7 protein-coding genes are annotated in these 17802 nt (G+C 68.8%); 2 read left to right on the top strand and 5 right to left on the bottom strand.

Annotated elements, in window-relative coordinates:
- Positions 1–103: 103 nt before the first annotated feature.
- On the top strand, positions 104–2650 hold the full coding sequence (locus ABZ641_RS02385) for a DUF262 domain-containing protein (protein WP_359978574.1): 2547 nt from the start codon (positions 104–106) through the stop codon (positions 2648–2650).
- Positions 2651–2703: 53 nt separating this feature from the next.
- On the opposite strand, the gene ABZ641_RS02380 is transcribed toward ABZ641_RS02385, so the two are convergent.
- From ABZ641_RS02380 to ABZ641_RS02360, 5 genes are all read right to left on the bottom strand, one after another.
- Positions 2704–5130, bottom strand: a complete 2427-nt coding sequence (locus ABZ641_RS02380; protein WP_359978571.1) for a hypothetical protein — start codon at positions 5128–5130, stop codon at positions 2704–2706.
- Between the two features lie 113 nt (positions 5131–5243).
- The gene (locus ABZ641_RS02375) at positions 5244–9551 is read right to left on the bottom strand and encodes a DNA methyltransferase (protein WP_359978568.1); all 4308 of its coding nucleotides are present in this window, start codon (positions 9549–9551) and stop codon (positions 5244–5246) included.
- Entirely contained in the window at positions 9548–12772 is a 3225-nt protein-coding gene (gene drmD / locus ABZ641_RS02370) for a DISARM system SNF2-like helicase DrmD (RefSeq protein ID WP_359978565.1), read from the bottom strand. Before drmD ends, ABZ641_RS02375 begins: the two co-directional genes overlap by 4 nt.
- Before the next feature lie 127 nt (positions 12773–12899).
- Positions 12900–14360, bottom strand: coding sequence for a serine/threonine-protein kinase (locus ABZ641_RS02365; protein WP_359978563.1), 1461 nt, complete (start codon positions 14358–14360; stop codon positions 12900–12902).
- An 81-nt stretch (positions 14361–14441) separates the two neighbouring features.
- Complete coding sequence (locus ABZ641_RS02360) at positions 14442–15380, bottom strand: serine/threonine-protein kinase (protein ID WP_359978560.1); 939 nt, start codon at positions 15378–15380, stop codon at positions 14442–14444.
- 129 nt (positions 15381–15509) lie between these two features.
- Here ABZ641_RS02360 and ABZ641_RS02355 point away from each other — a divergent pair, with 129 nt between their 5' ends.
- The gene (locus ABZ641_RS02355; protein ID WP_359978614.1) at positions 15510–17684 is read left to right on the top strand and encodes a UvrD-helicase domain-containing protein; all 2175 of its coding nucleotides are present in this window, start codon (positions 15510–15512) and stop codon (positions 17682–17684) included.
- The last annotated feature ends 118 nt before the right edge of the window (positions 17685–17802 follow it).

Raw genomic sequence — 17802 nt, 5'->3', positions numbered from 1 at the left:
TCGCAACGGGAGTGGACATTCACTGCAATCGGTTCGCACCACACCGTACTCTCTGGTCCGTCAAAGACGGTCGCCGCAGAGCGAATTGCACCGAAGGGACGTCATGCGCGCTCAGGAGATCACCTTCTTCAAGCTCGTCCAGGGCGAGAAGCAGTTCCAGGTGCCGCTCTACCAGCGCACGTACAGTTGGGGCCGGGTGAACCTCCAGCGCCTCTGGGACGACGTCTGCGAACTCGTCGACCAGCAGCGGAACGGAGAGGCACCCGCCCCGCACTTCCTCGGCTCCGTCGTGCTCGCCCCCGGACACATCCAGGCCGGCGGGGTCCAGCGCTGGCTCGTGGTCGACGGCCAGCAGCGCCTGACCACACTGATGCTCGCGTGCACGGCACTGCGCGACCACCTCAAGGATCGCGGAGACGCCCGCGGAGCGGACCGGGTTCACCGCCAGTTCCTGACCAACGAGTTCCACGAGGGGCTCGACCACTACCGGCTGCTGCCGACCCAAGCCGACCGCAGCGCCTTCAAGGCCTGCCTGGAGGCCACACCAACAGCAGGCGGCGGCGACAACATCGGCGCCGCCTACCGGTTCTTCCGCGGCGTGCTCTCCCAAGGCGACGAGCAGAGCGGCAACGACTGGGTGACGACCGTGGAGACGGCACTGAAGGACCTGCTCTCGATCGTCGAGATCACGGCCGAGCAGGGCGACAACGTCTACCGGATCTTCGAGTCCATCAACAACACCGGTGTCGGCCTCAGCCAGAGCGACCTGCTGCGCAACTACCTCTTCAGCATGCTGCCGAAGCGCGGTGAACGGATCTACGAGGAGCTGTGGCTGCCGATGCAGCAGCAGCTCGGGCCCAAGAACCTCGAACTCCTCGTCTGGCTCGACCTGGTGGTGCGCGGTCACAGCAAGGCCAAGCAGAGCGAGATCTACCGCGAGCAGCAGAAGCGTCTCGACCCGTGGAAGGGCGACGAGGAGGCGCTGCAACAGGAGATCACCCTCCTCGCCGAACGCGGCGGCCGGCTCCTGCGCATCCTGGAGCCCCGACGCGAACGCTCCGTCCCGCTGCGGACGGCACTGGAGCGCCTGGGCCGGTGGGGCGGCCAGATCCACTACCCGCTCGCGCTCCACCTGCTGGACCTCGTGGACGGCGGCCGCACCAGCGCGGAGGAGGCTGCCGAGGCCCTCCGCTTCGTCGAGTCCTACCTGGTCCGCCGGATGATCTGCCAGATCCCGACGAACAACCTCAACCGCATCTTCATGGAGACGCCGAAGGAACTGGAGACGGACCGCTCCCCCGCGGAGGCGGTCCGCAGGCTCCTGTCCGGCCGCCGGCGCAACTGGCCCTCGGACGAGGACCTCCGCGAGGCGATCCGCAGCAAGCCCTTCTACTGGGGCGGGCGACCTGCCCAGCGCACGTTCGTCCTGCGCAGCCTGGAGGAGAGCCACGCCTCCGCGGAGCCGGTGGACTTCGACAAGGCCGCGCTGACCGTCGAGCACGTGCTCCCGCAGCGCCCCGGCCAGCCCTGGCTCGACCTCCTGACCGAGGAGACCGAGAACGGCCAGAGCCCGCAGGAACTGCACGACCTGCTCGTCCACACGCTCGGAAACCTCACCCTTTCGGGTGAGAACGCCAAGCTCTCCAATCACCCCTTCCAGCGCAAGCAGCAGATCCTCGACTCCAGCTCACTGCGGATGAACCAGGAGATCGCCGCCGCTGCACGATGGGGCAAGGCCGAGATCCTCGCCCGAGCGGACCGGCTCGCCGAGCGCGCCGTGAAGCTGTGGCCCGGCCCCGTCGGCGTCCCGCGCACGGTCGGCGAGGAGTGGCCCGGCTGGTCGGAGCTGCGGGCAGCCCTGGTCGCCATGCCCAGCGGCACCTGGACGACCTACGGCGACGTCGCCGAACTCGTCGGCAGCCACCCTGTGCCCGTCGGCGCCTACCTGGCCGGCAAGGTCGGCGTCATCGGCGTATACCGGGTGCTGACCTCGGACGGACGGGTCTCCCCCTCCTTCCGCTGGCCCGACGGGCACGAGGCAAGTACTCCCCAGGAGATTCTGGAGCGCGAAGGCGTCCCGTTCGACCGGGCCGGCCGCGCCCACCACTCGCACCGTCTGACCGCCGCCGAACTGGCGACCCTACTCGGCCGGGACATCCCCGAGAACCGCCTCGCCGACCCGTTGCCCGACGCGGAGAACAGCGCAGCCGCTGCGCGCTTCGAACAGCAGCTGAAGGACCACCACCCGGCTGCTGCGGACGGCGTGCTCGCGGCACTGGCCTTCTGGGAGCAGCAGGGCGGGTACCGCGACCACGGACGCCACGAGGAGACCAGCTGCTTCCCGATGCTGGACGCCGGCACGTCCGGGCAGCCTCACCTGCTGTGGCCGCTCGCCCTCTACCCGGTCACCGGCACCGTCGAGGTCGTCTTCCAGTACCTCAAGGACCGCGCCCCCTTCGACGACACCGAATTGCGCCGTGAGCTGCTGCGACGGCTCAACGAGATCGAGGGCGTCGAACTGGCCGAAGCCAAGCTGGAGCTGCGGCCGTCCTTCCCGCTCCAGGTCTTCGCGGAGCACAGCGAGGAGATCTGCGCGGTACTGGAGTGGTTCGTCCACACTGCGGCGCTGGACCTCGCCCGCAGAGCATGAGGTCGCGTGGGCGCCCGGCTCTCCCGTGCCGGGCGCCCACGCCGCACGCTCTGTCAGCGGTGGCGCCAGTGCGTGTGCACGGAGAGCACGTCCATGGCCCACTGCGTGCGCAGCTCATCGTCGGACGGCGGAGGATCGCGGTCGAGCGAGTAGGCCACGTGCCGGTAGAGCGGGTGCATCTCGTGGTCGCCCACGACGACGAGCGCCGACAGCAGCGGCTCGTCCACCGGGGTCGCCCGGTCCGTCCGGACCAGGATCTCGCCCTGATCGTCCGTGTGGAGCGAGGGCAGCAACGGGCCGAGCTGGTGCCGTATCGAGGACCAGGTGACGGTGGACCGGTTCCTGGCGGTCTTGATGAGGATCTCCCTCACCACTTCGGCGATCCGGTCCAGCCGGTCGGCGGGGAGCCGGCCGTCGACGGGCCCCTGCCGTTCCTCGGCGTCCGGTGTGTCCGCGGGAGGGAGATCCGGCGCCGTCCGGGGCGGGAGAACGGACCGACCGCTGCCCTGCGGCGGGACGGGAGGAGCGGCCACGGTCGTCGGCCGGTTCGTCGGCGCTGCGGTCCTGGCGGCCTCGGCCTCCACGACCACCTGTGAGAGGAGGTCGACACACTGCCGCGCCTCCTCGTGCCTGTGGTGGTCGGACCTCCGGGACGGCTTGGTGCCGTCCACCGAGCGCAACCAGTTCCGAGCACGGCTGATCGCCGTTGTCGCCAGCCGACGCCGTGATCCACCCCGCAACAGCTGGAAGCCGTTCTCCGCGCTGGTAACAAGTCTCTGGATCTCTTCGACAGTTGGGACGGCAGCGGCCTGCGGCGGCACGACGGCAACGGGTGCCTGGCTCCGGGGCGCGTACGCCGCGAAGGTGCGCTGAGCCTCCCTGTCGCAGAAGGCCGCGAACCCTTGGACGGAGGAAGGCGGATCCATCCCCAGCAGGGTCAGAGCGAGCGGGAGATACGGCAGCGGCCCGCCGGACGGGCTCCGGACGAGAACGGACAACAGGGGTTGCTTGCGCGCGGCTCCGCGATCCACTGCGACGAGAAGCTTCCGGCGGTCGGTGATCGCAAGCCGTGACAGGTCGATGGGGAGGACCTCGGCCAGTTCGCCCCAGGTGGTGTGGACGCCGCGGGCGGCCGCGTCCTCCAGGGCTTTGCGAAGGCCGTCCACTGGCAGTGCGACCTTCGGGGACGGCTGCTGCCGATCTGTCTGCCGGCCGGGTTCCCCGCCCTTCCGGGGTGCGGACGGCGGCGTCTTCCGTACGGGAACGGCCGGGGCAGGGACGGCTGGTGCAGGGACGAACGGAGCACGATCCGGGGTCTTGGCCACGACAGCCACCGGCCGGTGCTTCTCGGGTGTGGTCGCAGCGGGGACCGGTGCCTCCGGGGGCCGAATTGTCGGCAGGAGTGCGGAGAGTCCGGTGCGGTGGGCTTCGCGCGCGTTCAGGCATTCGAAGGTCGTGCCCTCGATGAGCCACTGCGGGGCATCCCTACGGTCCGGTTCGGTGACCAAAAGACGGATCGCGCGCGTGAAGCGGTACACGTGATCCGCGGCAGGGACGGGGACGTCCCTCGGCAGGGAAATCAGCGCCCGCACGGTCCTGCTGTCCCCCGGCTTGACGTCGGCAGCGACGAGGTACCGCCCGTCGGCGGCGAGTGGGGAATCCTGGGGGACTCGCGCATCGGGGTCGACCACGAAGAAGACGGCCTCGCTCGGCAGGACGAAGGCAGCAGGCCTGAGCCTGGGCCTTGCTGGCAGTACCACCACTCCAGTGGGCCCGGGTTCCTGGGCGTGCCTCGGCGTGACCAGGCCGGCGGACGACAGGGTGCACTCCTCGAAAGGCACCCAATCGACATTCTCGCTCGGTCTCTCCGTACCGAGGTAGACGCGTCGGACAGCACCGTCGGTCTCGCACCGGACGCGCAGGGTGTAGCCGAAGCGTCCCAGCATCTCCCGGGTGATCGGCCCGGACTGCGCGAAGATCCAGTCGATGCCGTCGGCGTCGTCGGAGAGTTCCTCCTCCGCTCGTCGCCAGGCGCGGTAGTCGATACCGCTCAGCTGGAACCGCAACCGCTGGCGGCTGCGCGGAAGGTGGACCTCCACGGCATCACCGGGACCGGTGCCGAGATTGCGGAGCGTGGCCTTCCCCGCAAGACGATTCCGCCGGAGCCAGCGCTCCACGCCCTGCTTGATGAAGAGGTGGTCCGCGCTGTCCTCCCCGTTGGCGGTGCGGTGGCAGACCACCGGCGAACCGTCGGGGTTGGGGTGGTGTGCGAAGTGGCACACCTTGTCCCGGTAGAGGCGGTCGGCGAGCTGCCTGCCGCAGCCGCCGAGCTGGAGACCGCACCAGTAGGTGTAGGTGGGGTGCTGCTTGCGCCAGCGCTCCAGCTCATGCGCCTCCATCGGCAGGATGATCGGCTTGTCTGAGCCTTTGTTGCCGATCACTCCGGTCTGGACGAGACGATGGTCGAACGGTGCAGGCATGGGGAAGCCGGCCTCCGGTCAGGTGTCCGGTGGATGGGGGTTACGCAAGAGCGCAGGCCGCCCGCTGCACGGCCGGGATCGGACCGGTGCAACGGGCGGCTCACGTCAGAACGTCAGAAGAGGGCGTCATCCGGAGGAAAGAGGCCGTCGTCCTCGAACCCGACGCTGGACCGGCCGACTTGTTCGGCCTTCTTCCGCCGAGCCTCGGCGGAGGGCTTGGGCATGTCGGGATGCTTGGCCGGCTTCTTGTGGAGACCGAGGAAGACCTCGTCGGCATACGCCTGGTGGTTCAACTGGCGCAGGCGGTCGATGATCTCGGTACGGGCGAGCAAGCCGATGGTGTAGCGGATGCCCTGATCGGTCTCATGAAACCCGTGGTCGAGCGGAACGGTCTCGTGGGTGGGGTCCGTAAGCGGCGTGGCACCGGTGGAGTCGAGAAGGTCGTGCCAGCCGTAGGCGGCGACGGTCGCCCGGTCGATCTCCTCGTGAATACGGCGCAGTTCGGCGATGTCCTCGTCCTGACAGTCGGGGTCGTGGACGAGATTGTAGGTTGCGGTCAGACCGAGGTTGCGGCGCAGCATCAATTCGCGGCGGCAGATGTCGAGGCGAGTGCCTGCAGTACGGAGATCATCAGTGAGCGACGGACGGACGAGGGTCTCGAAGACATCCGACGGCGTGTACCGGAGATCACCCTTCATTGTGGAGGCACGGTCGATCGCCCACCAGTAGTGCGGGGCACTGCTCAGGGCTGCAAGCACAGCCGGGTCGTCGGAAGCGAATACGACAGTAGCTTCGCTAAACACCGGCCCCGTTGACACCATCACCGGCATTACGACCTTGCTCACGCGGGTAATGACAATGCATCGCTCCAGCGACGTGATCGCGACGCGCATATCCACGGCAGGGCGAGTAAATCGCCACCAAATCTCACGCCGACTCTTGTCGTTGTTTCGCGCCCGCTCAGGCCTTACATCACGAATTACCTTATCAATAGCCTTCTCGTAGCCCTGCGCCCGTTCCAAAGGCCACGTCTGAAAGTCAATAACCCAGCGGCCGCTAGTGTGTGTGGGACTCTGGTTGAGGTCCTCTCCATTAATATACGGAAACAGCACCTCCGCGTACCGCGCATCTTCCGCAATCCACGAACGGGCTTCGCTCTCTGGCAATGTAAATCCCAGACCTAGGACGTACGAGCCAATGAACGACAAATCCCCGTTGACCTTCAGTTCCTCAACCCACGACGCTTCCCGCGTTGCCGGATTCAGCGACGTTGAGATGCCCCTCGGCACCAGGAGCCCGTCACCCAGCACATAGGCTGCGCCGTCCCCCACCGGCGCCTTGCTGGTCCACACCGCGCAGTACTCAAGCACTGCCGAGTTGGACGGCCACGGCTTGCTCTTGATTGCCCGGCGAATCGTCACTCCTGCAGCATGGAGCTGGTCAAGGCCGACCTCCCGTGTGTCACCCTGAGCCAGGGTGTTGGTGGCGATCAGTCCCGACTGCCCACCGTTATTCAGCAGCCGATGAGTACGCAGCTCGAAGTAGGCCACCAGGTCGGCACTACCGCGCTTGCCGTCTGCAAGGTAGTCGACCAGGTATTCCCGATAGGCCTCACCCATCGCGCCCGTTAGCTTCTGGCCTCCCAGGAACGGCGGGTTACCGATGATCGCATCAAACCCGCCCCGCTTGGTGAAGACCTCCGGAAACACCAGCGGCCAGTGCACGGGCACCCGCTCCAGTCCACCGCCAGGAAGTTCACTAGCCAGCCACTCGTCGGCGGTCGCGCGCGCATCCCGGACCACGTCGGCGTCATCTGTCACACCCCCCGCCGCGATACGGCCCACAATCCGTTCCGCCGCCGGGAAGAGGTTGCGCAAACGCGCGCCAGCGTCCTCGTCGTACCAGGGGACGCGCTCCGAGGCACACGTTGCCAGGCCGGCTCCCACAATCAGGTCACCGACGAGGCGGAGACGGGCCGAGTGCTGATTCACCCGGGCCAGTCGCTCGCGCTTTTCGGTCAAGGCGGGCAGGCCGTCGCCCTTGATGTTGGTGATCGCGAGGCGTTCCTCTGCCAGCTCCTCGACTCGCCTGCGCGCGCCCTCGACCCATCCCAGGACGTCGTCCTGCTGCGACGGGGTGAGGCTGACGGTCTCCAGTTGCTGCATGTCGGCGATGCCCAGCAGCGAGTCACCACAGACCAGCCGGTCGTCCAGGAAGGTGAACGGCCGGGTCGGGTCCATGGAGACCAGCCAGAGCGACAGCTTGGCCATCTCCACGGCCATCGGGTTGATGTCCACGCCGTACAGGCAGTGCTCGATGACCTGGCGCCGGGCTTCTATCACCACCGAATCGGACTCGGCGTCGACCGCCGTCGCCGCCTCGATCCCCCGGCCTTCGGCAAACCGCACCGCAGCCTCGTTCCCCTCGGCCGTCCAGGCCTCGATGAGACGGTCCGCCAGATAACGGCAGGCCGATACCAGGAACGCCGCCGACCCCATCGCGATGTCTGCGACCTTCAGCGCAAGGATCTCTCTCGCCGACTTGAGCTGCCACTCCGCCGAGTCGGCGGTCTGGAGCGGCCCCGGCTCGTACACCAGCGGCTCCAGCGCGTGCAGCACCACCTCCTCCGCAAGCGTCCGCGGCGTGTAGTGGGTGCCGGTGTTCTTGCGAAGCGAGGACTCCGTGACATACAACGCGCCCGCCCGGATCACCACCGGCAGGTCGCGCAGGTCGCGTCGGATGATGCCGAAGAACGGCAGCAGACGCTCCGTCAGTTCGCTGTCGCGGCAGGCGGCCAGCAGCAGTCGTCGGGCTTCCGCCTGCGCGTCGCCCGTCAGCGGTGCGAGCAGCTTCTCCAGCTTCGCCGCCGAGGCCGGCGGCTTCGGCTCCTTGTAGGTGTCGTGGATCTTCTTCGCCAGCGCCTTGACGTCCGGGCACTTCGCCGCGAGCGACTCCAGGTCCCGCAGCCGGACCTCGTGCTCCAAGCCGGTCGGGCCGATCAGACCCACGATCGTGTCGACGGCACGTCGCCCGTCGAACGACAGCAGGCCCTCGTACACGTAGCCGATCTGCTCGACGCCCAGTGCCCGGAACGTCAGCCGTCGCCGCTCCCGGTTCTTCCCGCTGCCGATCTGGACGTACTGGACGGACTGCAGCATGTGCAGCACCGTCCGGTCGTCGATCGGCAACAGCGGCGAGCCCAGCTCCAGCCAGGCATGCTGCTTCGGGTCGAAGATGGAGCCGTCGTATGCGGGGAGATGCAGGTCAGGGTGGTCCACTCCCCCGTACACGGCGTGGAAGAGAGCGATGAGCCGGTGCCAGGCCGAGGTGGTGTGCTCCAGCGCGCCCTCGCCCTCCGCCTGGGCCCGGGCCTCCAGCTCGGTGCAGAGCCGGCCGGCCGAGTACGACTCGGCGTACACCTGGTTGTCCGCGGGCAGCAGGCCGCGCTCCTCGGCGAACAGCAGGAAGACGACGCGCATCATCACCGCGACCGCGCCGCGGTAGACCTCTCCCGCGCTGACGTTCTCCGCGTGCAGGCCGGGCGCACCGTGTTCCATGGCACGGGCATCGGCCCGCCCGATGGCGTCGACGAGCAGCTCGACGGCCTGGCGCACCTGCACGCCGAGCGCGTCGGTGACTTCCTCGCCGGCGTCCAAGCTCTTCGTCAGCAGTCCGACGAGCGTCTCCGGCTCCTCGTACTCGAAGAACCGTCGGCGCCGCAGCATCGAGATCAGCGCACGGACGACGTTGCGCTCGCCGGCCTCGTTCCAGCCGATGGCATCGAAGACGGCGGTCGTCGTGACCCCGCCCACCGGTGCCCACACCAGGCACCACCAGCGGCCGTCGGTCAGGAGACCGAGCGGGATTCCGTGGTGCCGGAGCAGCTTGGCGAGCCGGTCCGCCGGGGTGGCGGACCAGTCGCCGCCCCAGGAGGCGCGTGCCGTCGGCGCCGTCCCGGTCGGCACGAGCATGCCGAGCAGGGGGACGCGCTTCGCGGCGGCCGCGGTGTCCGGTTCGGCGGCCGGGTCACTTCCGGGCTCGACGAGGGCGAAGTCGGCGCGCAGATGGGCACCGTGTTCGGGGACGTCCACGGTGAACCGGTCGAGCAGCAGGTCGTCGTCCTCGCCCCGACGCAGCACCAGGGCGTCGCCCCACTCCAGCAGGTCACGCAGGACGTAGGAGGCCCACTCGTCCCGGCCGGCCGTGGCGTCGGTCTGCCAGTCGGCGTGGCGGGCCCGCAGCCGGATCCGCTGTTCCTTGTCGACGGCGTCCAGCTGGGGCCAGGCGTCGAGCAGGACGGGCATGGTGAGGAAGGGGCCGGAGACCTCGGTGAGGTCGAGCCACTCCTGGTGCTGGGCGCGCCCGTCGCGGGCCTTGGCCTGGGCTACGGCGAGTCCGCGGGAGACGGGACGGGGGCTCATCGGGTGGCCTCCTTGGCGGGGATGACGAAGACGACGGCGACCGGGAAGGTGTGGGAGCGCGGGTTCCGGTAGCGGGCGGCGATGGCTGCCAGTTCTCGTTCGCGTTCCACCGCTAGCCCCTCGAGGCGGGCCTGCCAGCGGTCGCGGTCCTCGCGGTACTGGCGCTGCTCTGCGGCGGTGACCTCGCGATCGCCGAAGAAGGCCAGCTGCTCGCCGATCTCGTCGCCCTCCTCCTTCAGCTTCGCACGCAGCGTCGCCTCGAAACGGTCGAGGGTCGCATTGACCCGGCGCTTCTCCTCCTCACGCCGGTCGTTGAGCGCCTTCTCCAGCGATGCGCCTCGTTCCCGGGCGCGGGCCTCCAGCGAGTCGTAGAGCGGCTTCGCCAGGCGGGGCCAGGCCTCGGCCAGTCCGGTGCGCAGGTGAGGGGCCGCCTCGCTGCCGGTGGTGAGGGCGTGCGAGAGGACGGCCCCCTGGGCGCGCACGGACTCCCAGCGGCGGAAGCGCCCGGTGTCGCCGAACCAGCCGCCCGCATGCAGGACCTCCTCGTGCAGGCGGGTGCCGTCGGCGCCGACGAGGACGTACCGGGCGTAGGCACTGACGAGCGTGGTCTCGACGTCGGGGTGGTCGGTGACGACGGCCGTGACCCGGTGCAGACCGACCGTGTCGGCGTTCCACACGGCGGCGGTGAGCAGCCGGGTGGACAGGGCGACGAGCGGGTGCTTCAGGTGGGCCAGGACAACGTCGTCGCGTCCTTCGGCGGCGATCTTCGGGTCGAAGGTGACGGGCCGCTGTTCGCTCGGGCGGAGCTTGTGGGCCAGGCCCCGGGTGGCGCGCTCCCAGGTGCCGGAGAGCGGCGGCACCGTGTACAGGCCGCCGTCGAAGTCCTCGTGGAAGTACTCGGCGAGGGGCTGCTGGCGGTCCAGGGCCAGAGCGGTGTCGACGACCCGGCGGACGTTGACGGGGGTAAGGCCGAGGGTGTCGACGGTCTCGTCGTACTGGTCGGCCAGCCGCCGGGCTTGGGCGGTGACGTTCTGGTCGGGCGCGACGGTGCCGCCCGTCGTCCGGCCCTTGATCTGCCGGGGCTTGGCGTTGTCGATGTCCACCGGGGTCAGGTCGCCGGTCATCCGGCGCTGGACGGCGTCGGCGATCACCGCGTTGACGGAACCGAGGTCCTCCTCCATCCGCGCGACCTTGCGGGCGACCCGGGAGAGGAATTCCAGGTCGGCCTCGTAGGAGCCGGCCGCGGCCTGCTGCCAGCCGGCTCCGATGAAGTGGCTGATCTCCGGGTCGGTCCGCTGGCCCCAGCGGTCGACGCGGCCGATGCGCTGTTCGAGCTTGTTGGGGTTGAAGGGGATGTCGTAGTTGACGAGCCGGTGGCAGTGGTTCTGGAGGTCGATGCCCTCGCTGGCGGCGTCGGTGGCCAGGAGGATGCGGACCTTTCCCTCGTCCGACGCCGGGTGGGCCTGGAAGCCGAGTCGAATGTGTTCGCGTTCCTCGGCGTTCAGGCCGCCGTGCAGGACGGCCACCCGGCCGTCCGAGGTCATCTCCTGCTGGCGGAGCAGGTCGAAAAGCCACTTCTGGGTGTCGCGGTACTCGGTGAACACCACGACCCGCTCGTTGGTCCAGTGCCGGTCCGGACGGCAGACCGCCTTGAGATAGGTGAGCAGTTCGTCCGCCTTGGAGTCAGCAGCGGCCTCGTGGGTGAGTGCCCAGCGCTCCATCTGCCGCAGGAGTTCGAGTTCTTCCCCGTCCTCCTGCGGGGTGAGGCTGGTGGAGCGGGTGAGCGCGTCGTCCTCGGCCTCGGCCAGGCCGAAGTCGTCGAGGTCGGCGGCGAGGTCGGCGAACTCGTCCAGCCAGGCGGGGACCTCGTCGGCCGCGGTGCGGGTGCGCCCGGCCGTGTCGTCCACGTGGGAGAGGTAGATCCGCACGGTGTGCAGGAAGGCCGCGGGCGAGGAGAAGAGGCGCTTCTTCAGCAGCAGGGTGACGAGGTCAGCAGCCCGCCGCCCGCCGCGGGCCTTGGGAGCCAGGCGCTTTCGGCGCAGGTCGGCGAAACTGCCGAGCAGACCGTGGACCTCCTGCTCGTCGACGGTGTACTCGACGGGCAGTTCGCGCGTCCGGCGGGTGCGGAAGCGGTTCGTGCCGTCGGGGTTGGTGACGTTGCTCTTGAGCCGGCGGACAACGGTGTCCTTGAGCGCCTCCTTGTCGGGGTCGACACCGCGCGCGAACCTCTGGTTGTCGATGAGTTCGAGCAGCGCCGTGTACGACTCCGGGTAGCCGTTGTGCGGCGTCGCGGAGAGGAACAGCCGGTGCTCGAAGTGCGGCACGAGGCGGCGGATCAACTTGGTCTGCTGGGAGTCGACGGCGTACACCTGCTTGGGGGCGGCAGGCGCGACGTGGTGGGCCTCGTCGAGGACGAGGAGGTCGAAGAAACGGCGCTCGGTGCCGTCCTCGTTGTGCGCGGCCCCGCCTGCCGGGACGACCTCGTCCATCAGGCGCTGGGCCTTGGTGCCGCGCAGCCAGGGCAGGGACACGATGGTGAGCGGGTGCACCCGGAACGGGTTGGCCGCGGTGCCGTGGGTCCGGCGCAGCCGGGCGCACTGCTCGGAGTCGACGATGGTGAAGTCGAGGCCGAACTTCTCGGCGAGCTCGTCGCGCCACTTCAGGGTCAGGCCGGCCGGGCAGACCACCATCACACGGCGGGCGCGGCCTCGGAGCAGGAGTTCCTGGATGACCAGGCCTGCCTCGACGGTCTTGCCGAGGCCGACGTCGTCGGCGAGCAGGAGGTTGACGCGGGGGGCTCCGACCGCGCGGGAGACGGGCTCCAGCTGGTACGGCTCGATGGCAACACCGGAGCGGAACGGCGCCTGGAGGGTCTTGGCGTCGGCCGAGGCGACGGCCGACCAGCGAACGGCGTCCAGAAAGGCCGCGAGGGTGCCCGGCTGGTCGTACCGGCCGGTGGAGGCGTCGGGCAGGGAGCCTGCGGGGAGCACTCGCCGGCCGGGCTCCACCTCCCAGATGACGGTCATGCTGTCGCCGAAGCGGCCGTCCGCCACGGACTGGAGGTCGACCATGGTGGCACCGCGGCCCTCGTTCTCCGCGGGGCTGGACGACGGCCTGACGCCGGCCACCACCCAGCTCTGGCCCCGGACCTCGACGAGATCACCCTCTACGGGGAGGCGATCCTTCGTGCTCCTGCTCCCGCGCGCGTCCGTCGCAGCCATGGCCAATGCGCCTGCCCCTCTGTTCGATCTTCGCATGATGCAGCCGGCTCAATCCTCCAGGATGCCTCGCCCCGCATCCCCGTGCCGGCGCGTGGAAGACTAGCAGCCGCGAGCTCCGTGAACAGAGTTAACGCAGAATCTGTCGTGGGAGCATGCGATCGAGCCTGGCGAGCAGCTGGTCCACCCGCGCATGGGACTCGTCGGAGTAGGGCAGAGCGGCCCGTTGATCCCTCCCCAGCCATACCAGCTGCTGCCGGGCACTGTCGCGGTCACCCACCTGGGCCGACAGAACGGCAAGCTCGTACCTGGTGTCGAAAACGGTCCGGTCGGCGTGGCCGAAAGCCTGCTGCTGCACCGGCAGCAGTGCCTCGAGTTCATGCCTCGCTTCTGCGGCACGGCCGAGGGCCGCAAGGCACCTCGCGATGCCGATCCGACAAGCCAACAACTCCCGGTCGGTCGCTGGTCTGTTGCGGCAGAGCTCCGCAGCAAGCGTTACGAAACCGTCGTGAGCACTCCCAGGCCGATCCGACTGCCGGAGATTCTCGTACAGCTCCAGTTTGGTGGATACGGACCCGGTGCCTTCCGCCTGCCGGCCGCCCTCGTGCAGCGGTGTCCCCGATCGCGCAACAGCAGCAACCGGGCCCACCGAGCCCGCAGGCCCTCCGGCGGCAACCCGCTCCGGTTGTCTCGCCTGCAAACCGGGGGCCCCCGGAATGGCCACTCGGTGGCCGGCATCCGCCCACGCCTTGACCCCGACCCCGGCCCACTCCCGCACGACGTCCTGCACCGCACCGGCCGAGGCGGGACGACAGGCCGGGTCCTTGGCGAGCAGCTGCATCACGAGATCCGCGAAACCCTGCGGCAGGTCCGGCCGGAGCGACGTCACCGGGAGCGGCGCCTCGGTCATGTGGCGGTAGACGAGCATCAGGTTGTTCTCCGCCTCGAACGGCGGCGTTCCGGCCACCAGCTCGTACAGGATGCATCCGAGGGCGTACAGGTCGCTGCCGGCGACCGGCCTGCCCTCCGCCTGCTCCGGCGCCATGAAGCCGGCAGTGCCCGGGATCGCATCGGTACGCGTGAGGCGCGGTTCCTCCAGCCCCGGGTCCAGGGTGGCGGCGATACCGAAGTCGAGCACCTTGACGGCGTTCTCCGGTGTGAGCATCAGGTTGGAGGGCTTGAGGTCGCGATGCACGACGCCGTTCGCATGGGCGTGCGCCAGGACGTCGGCAGTCTGGGCAGCCAGGGACGCGGCCAGCGGGACCGGCCACTGCCCCCAGTCCTTCGCCAACGCGGACACCGTCCGTCCTGCCACCACCTCCATCACCAGGTACAGCCGGCCGTCGTCCAGCTTCCCGCTCTCGTGGACGAGGGGAATACCGGGATGGCGCAGCCGGGCGGTGAACCGCACCTCGCGCAGGAAACGCTGCTCCAGCGTGGTCAACGCCTCGCCGCGGTATCCGCGCGGAGTGAGAACCTTCACCGCCACCGGGCGGTCGCGCCTCTTGTCGTGGGCAGACCAGACTTCGGCCATTCCGCCACGGCCGAGCAGGCTCGCCAGTTCGTAACGTCCCAGGATCTCCTGCGTCACGCCCTGTCCCCAGTCACGAATCGTTCGCACGCCACCTCCGCCACCGCGGGCATCTTCTCATCCCACCGACGTATCGCGCGGTCATACCGGATAAGGCGCCTGAGGCAGGACAAAGGGCCGACGGGGGTCCTCGGGGCCGAACGTCCGCATCGCCGCTTCGCCCGGCTCGGCCCGGGGAAGGAACGGTCCCAGGGCGCCGTACACCTCAGCCGCGGAACAGGGGCGGTCCTCCCTGTCCTTCTCCAACAAGGCCGTGATCACGGCCTGGAGGCCGGCCGGTACCTCGACGCCGTAGTCGGTGAGGGGCGGCGGCGGCGTCCCGAGGTGAGCGGCAACCAAGGTTGCCGGGTTCCCGCCGGGGAAGGGCGGCTCGCCGGCGAGCATGTGGTGCAGCAGACAGCCCACGCTGTAGAGGTCGCTCCGCGCGTCGACGACCGGCGTCCCTGCCAGCAACTCCGGCGAGGCGTAACGGAGGTTGCCTGGCTGTTCACCCGGCAGGGTGATGCGGGGACCACTGTCGGCGATCAGCTTCACCAGACCGAAGTCGAGGATCTTGAGGACGCCGTCCCGCCGGATCATCACGTTCTCGGGCTTGAGATCCCGGTGCACCAGGCCCTCGGCGTGCGCCGCCGCGAGGCCCGCGCAGAGCTGTGCGGCAACTGATGCGGCCGCGGCCACGTCCATGCGCTCGCACTCCCCGAGGAGGAGGTCCAGTGTGGCGCCGTCCACCAGTTGCATGACGAGCCAGCAGGTCGTGCCGGTGATGTCCGCGTCGTGCACCATCGCAATGTTGGCGTGGTCGAGCGCCGCCGCCGCACGCGCCTCCCGCTCGAAGCGGCGGAGGGCGTATGCACGGTCCTCGGGCCCGGTCACCAGCTCCGCCGCAACCGTCTTCACCGCCACGGCACGTCCGAGGTGCAGATCCCTACCCTGCCAGACCTGCCCCATCGAACCACGGCCCAGCGGCTGTTCGAGTCGGTAACGCCCTCCGAGTACCACGCCGCCAGCGAGCTGATCCATCGTTCTCCTCCCGACCGCGGAGTGTAGGGCAGTACTGCGTTCGTACCCCATGGTCGAACTGCCTCTCAGTAGAGTGATCCAACAGTCGGACGGAGAGCACCGAGGAGGCCCCGCGTGGCGACGCTGGGAATGCACCGGGACTTCCTGTTGGAGTTCGCAGCACTGGAAAAGCCGGTGCAGCGACGGGTTTTCGAGGCTTTCGAGAAGTTCACCTCGGCCACCCACGCCGGCCTGCACCTCGAGAAGCTCACCAACCAGCGTGACCCACGCCTGCGCACCATCCGCATCACCGACTTCTGGCGTGGCGTCGTACTCAAGGCTGACACCGGCAACAGCTATCTGCTGCTGAAGGTCCTGCCGCACGACAAGGCCAACGACTGGGCGCGCAAACACCGGGCCTCGCTCAATGCCGCTACGCAGGGCGTGGAGATCCGGAACGACGTCGCGTTGGAGCGTGCCACGACCTCCCTGAGGGCCCTGGCGGCGGACGAACCCCACCCCCAACGGCTGTTCGCCCACCATCCGGACAAGGTGCTTCGGAGCCTCGGGATCGACGAGGAGATCCTGCCGATCATCCGCCTCCTGCCCGACGAGCATCACCTCGAAGCACTTCACAAGATCCTGCCCGAGCAGCAGTACGACGTACTCCTGGGACTCGCCAGTGGCCTGGACCCGAAGGACATCGACCGAGAGATCGTTCAGGCCCACGCACGAACGGCGCCGCCCGAGTCCATCGCCCTCGGCCATGACGAGCTCGCCCTCGCGATGGCCCGATCCCGTGGACGCGTCGCCCTCGTCTCCGGTCCGCAGGAACTGATGGAGATCCTGGAGCGCCCTTTCGACGCCTGGCGGGTCTTCCTTCACCCGAGCCAGCACCAACTCGCCTACCGAGAAACCTACGCGGGCCCTGCCCGGGTGACCGGCGGCCCCGGCACCGGGAAGACCGTCGTCGCACTGCACCGCGCCTACCACCTGGCCAGGTCGCTCCCCCAGGACGCGCCGGCCGGGTCGATCCTGCTCACCACCTACACCAAGGAGCTTGCTGCAGATCTCGAGCGCTGCCTGGGGTTGCTGGTCACGGACGAAACCGTGCGGGCCAAGGTCAGGGTGGTGAACGTCGACGCGCTGGCCAACGAGATCGTGCGCCGCGAACGCGGCGGATCCCCACTGAAGCTTCTCGTTCAACAGCGGGACATCACCTCCCGATGGTCGCGGGTGGGGCGCAGGCTGGGGCTCGACTTCACCGACGTGTTCCTCGACCAGGAGTGGCGGCAGGTCATCCTCGCCCAAGCGATCGAAAGCCCCGAGGCATATTTGAAGGCATCCCGCACCGGCCGAGGTGTCGCGCTGGGACCACTGAAGCGCGCACAGCTGTGGCGCGCCGTCGCCGAGTTCGAGCACCAGCTCCGGAACAACCAAGAGTGGACATTCCTGCAGATCTGTGCGGAAGCCGCCAGGATCCTCGGCCGCCACGACAGGCCTGCCTTCCGGCACGTGGTCGTCGACGAGGCTCAGGACCTCCACCCGACCCAGTGGCGCTTCCTGCGGTCGCTGGTCGCGCCGGGGCCGAACGACATGTTCCTCGCCGGTGACACACATCAGCGGATCTACGGTAATCGGGTCTCCCTGAGGTCCGTCGGCGTCCAGGTGACCGGCCGGTCCGCGCGGCTGCGCATCAATTACCGCACCACTCAGGAGATCCTGCGTTGGTCGGCGGCTCTGCTGACCGGTGAGCACCCCGATGACATGGACGACAGCAGCGAGTCACTCGACGGATATCGGGCGACCCTGCACGGAGCCCGCCCCGAGGTCTCCGGCCACAGCACAAAGGCCGATGAAATCAACGGGCTTGTGAGCCGCATCGGCGAGTGGGTCGCCTCTGGGGTCGCGCCGGAGAGCATCGGCGTCGCTGTCCGGTTCAACCAACTCGGCCGCGACATTGCCGAAGTGCTCGGCCGAGCTGGGATCACCTTCTCGCTACTCGGCAGCGGCTCACCGGCAGAAGGTGTGCGGATCGGCACGATGCACAGGATGAAGGGACTGGAATTTCGTTGCATGGCCGTGGCCGGCGTGAACGACGGCACCCTTCCGATGCGTAACGCCATCACACCGATGGAGGTCGACGCACAGCAGCACCGTGAGGACATGGCGAGCGAACTCAGCCTGCTGTTCGTGGCCTGTACTCGTGCCCGGGATGTGCTCCACGTAAGTTGGCACGGCATCCCGAGCCCGTTCATCTGGTCCGTTGCCAGCGCAGTAGGAGGCGCTAAGGCGAGCTCCACCGGGTCACCACCCGTAGGGTGATGGCCACGCAGCCGGCATGAGCATAAGAGGAGCTAACACAAAGGCTCGCTGAGGCCATGTCTGCTTGTCTGGTGACTCGTTGAGCTGCTCGTGGGGAAAGTGAAGGGTCCGCCGTGGT

The sequence above is a fragment of the Kitasatospora sp. NPDC007106 genome (assembly GCF_040634455.1).
GTDB lineage: Bacteria > Actinomycetota > Actinomycetes > Streptomycetales > Streptomycetaceae > Kitasatospora > Kitasatospora arboriphila.
Note: the sequence above shows the minus strand (reverse complement) of the source record. Positions and strands in the feature narration are given on the sequence as shown.

What these genes read in the sequence shown, in the direction of transcription:
- ABZ641_RS02380 (WP_359978571.1), bottom strand. Translation starts at nt 5,130, where the DNA reads ATGCCTGCACCGTTCGACCATCGTCTCGTCCAGACCGGAGTGATCGGC.
- ABZ641_RS02385 (WP_359978574.1), top strand. Translation starts at nt 104, where the DNA reads ATGCGCGCTCAGGAGATCACCTTCTTCAAGCTCGTCCAGGGCGAGAAG.
- ABZ641_RS02375 (WP_359978568.1), bottom strand. Translation starts at nt 9,551, where the DNA reads ATGAGCCCCCGTCCCGTCTCCCGCGGACTCGCCGTAGCCCAGGCCAAG.
- ABZ641_RS02355 (WP_359978614.1), top strand. Translation starts at nt 15,510, where the DNA reads ATGCACCGGGACTTCCTGTTGGAGTTCGCAGCACTGGAAAAGCCGGTG.
- drmD (WP_359978565.1), bottom strand. Translation starts at nt 12,772, where the DNA reads ATGGCTGCGACGGACGCGCGCGGGAGCAGGAGCACGAAGGATCGCCTC.
- ABZ641_RS02360 (WP_359978560.1), bottom strand. Translation starts at nt 15,380, where the DNA reads ATGGATCAGCTCGCTGGCGGCGTGGTACTCGGAGGGCGTTACCGACTC.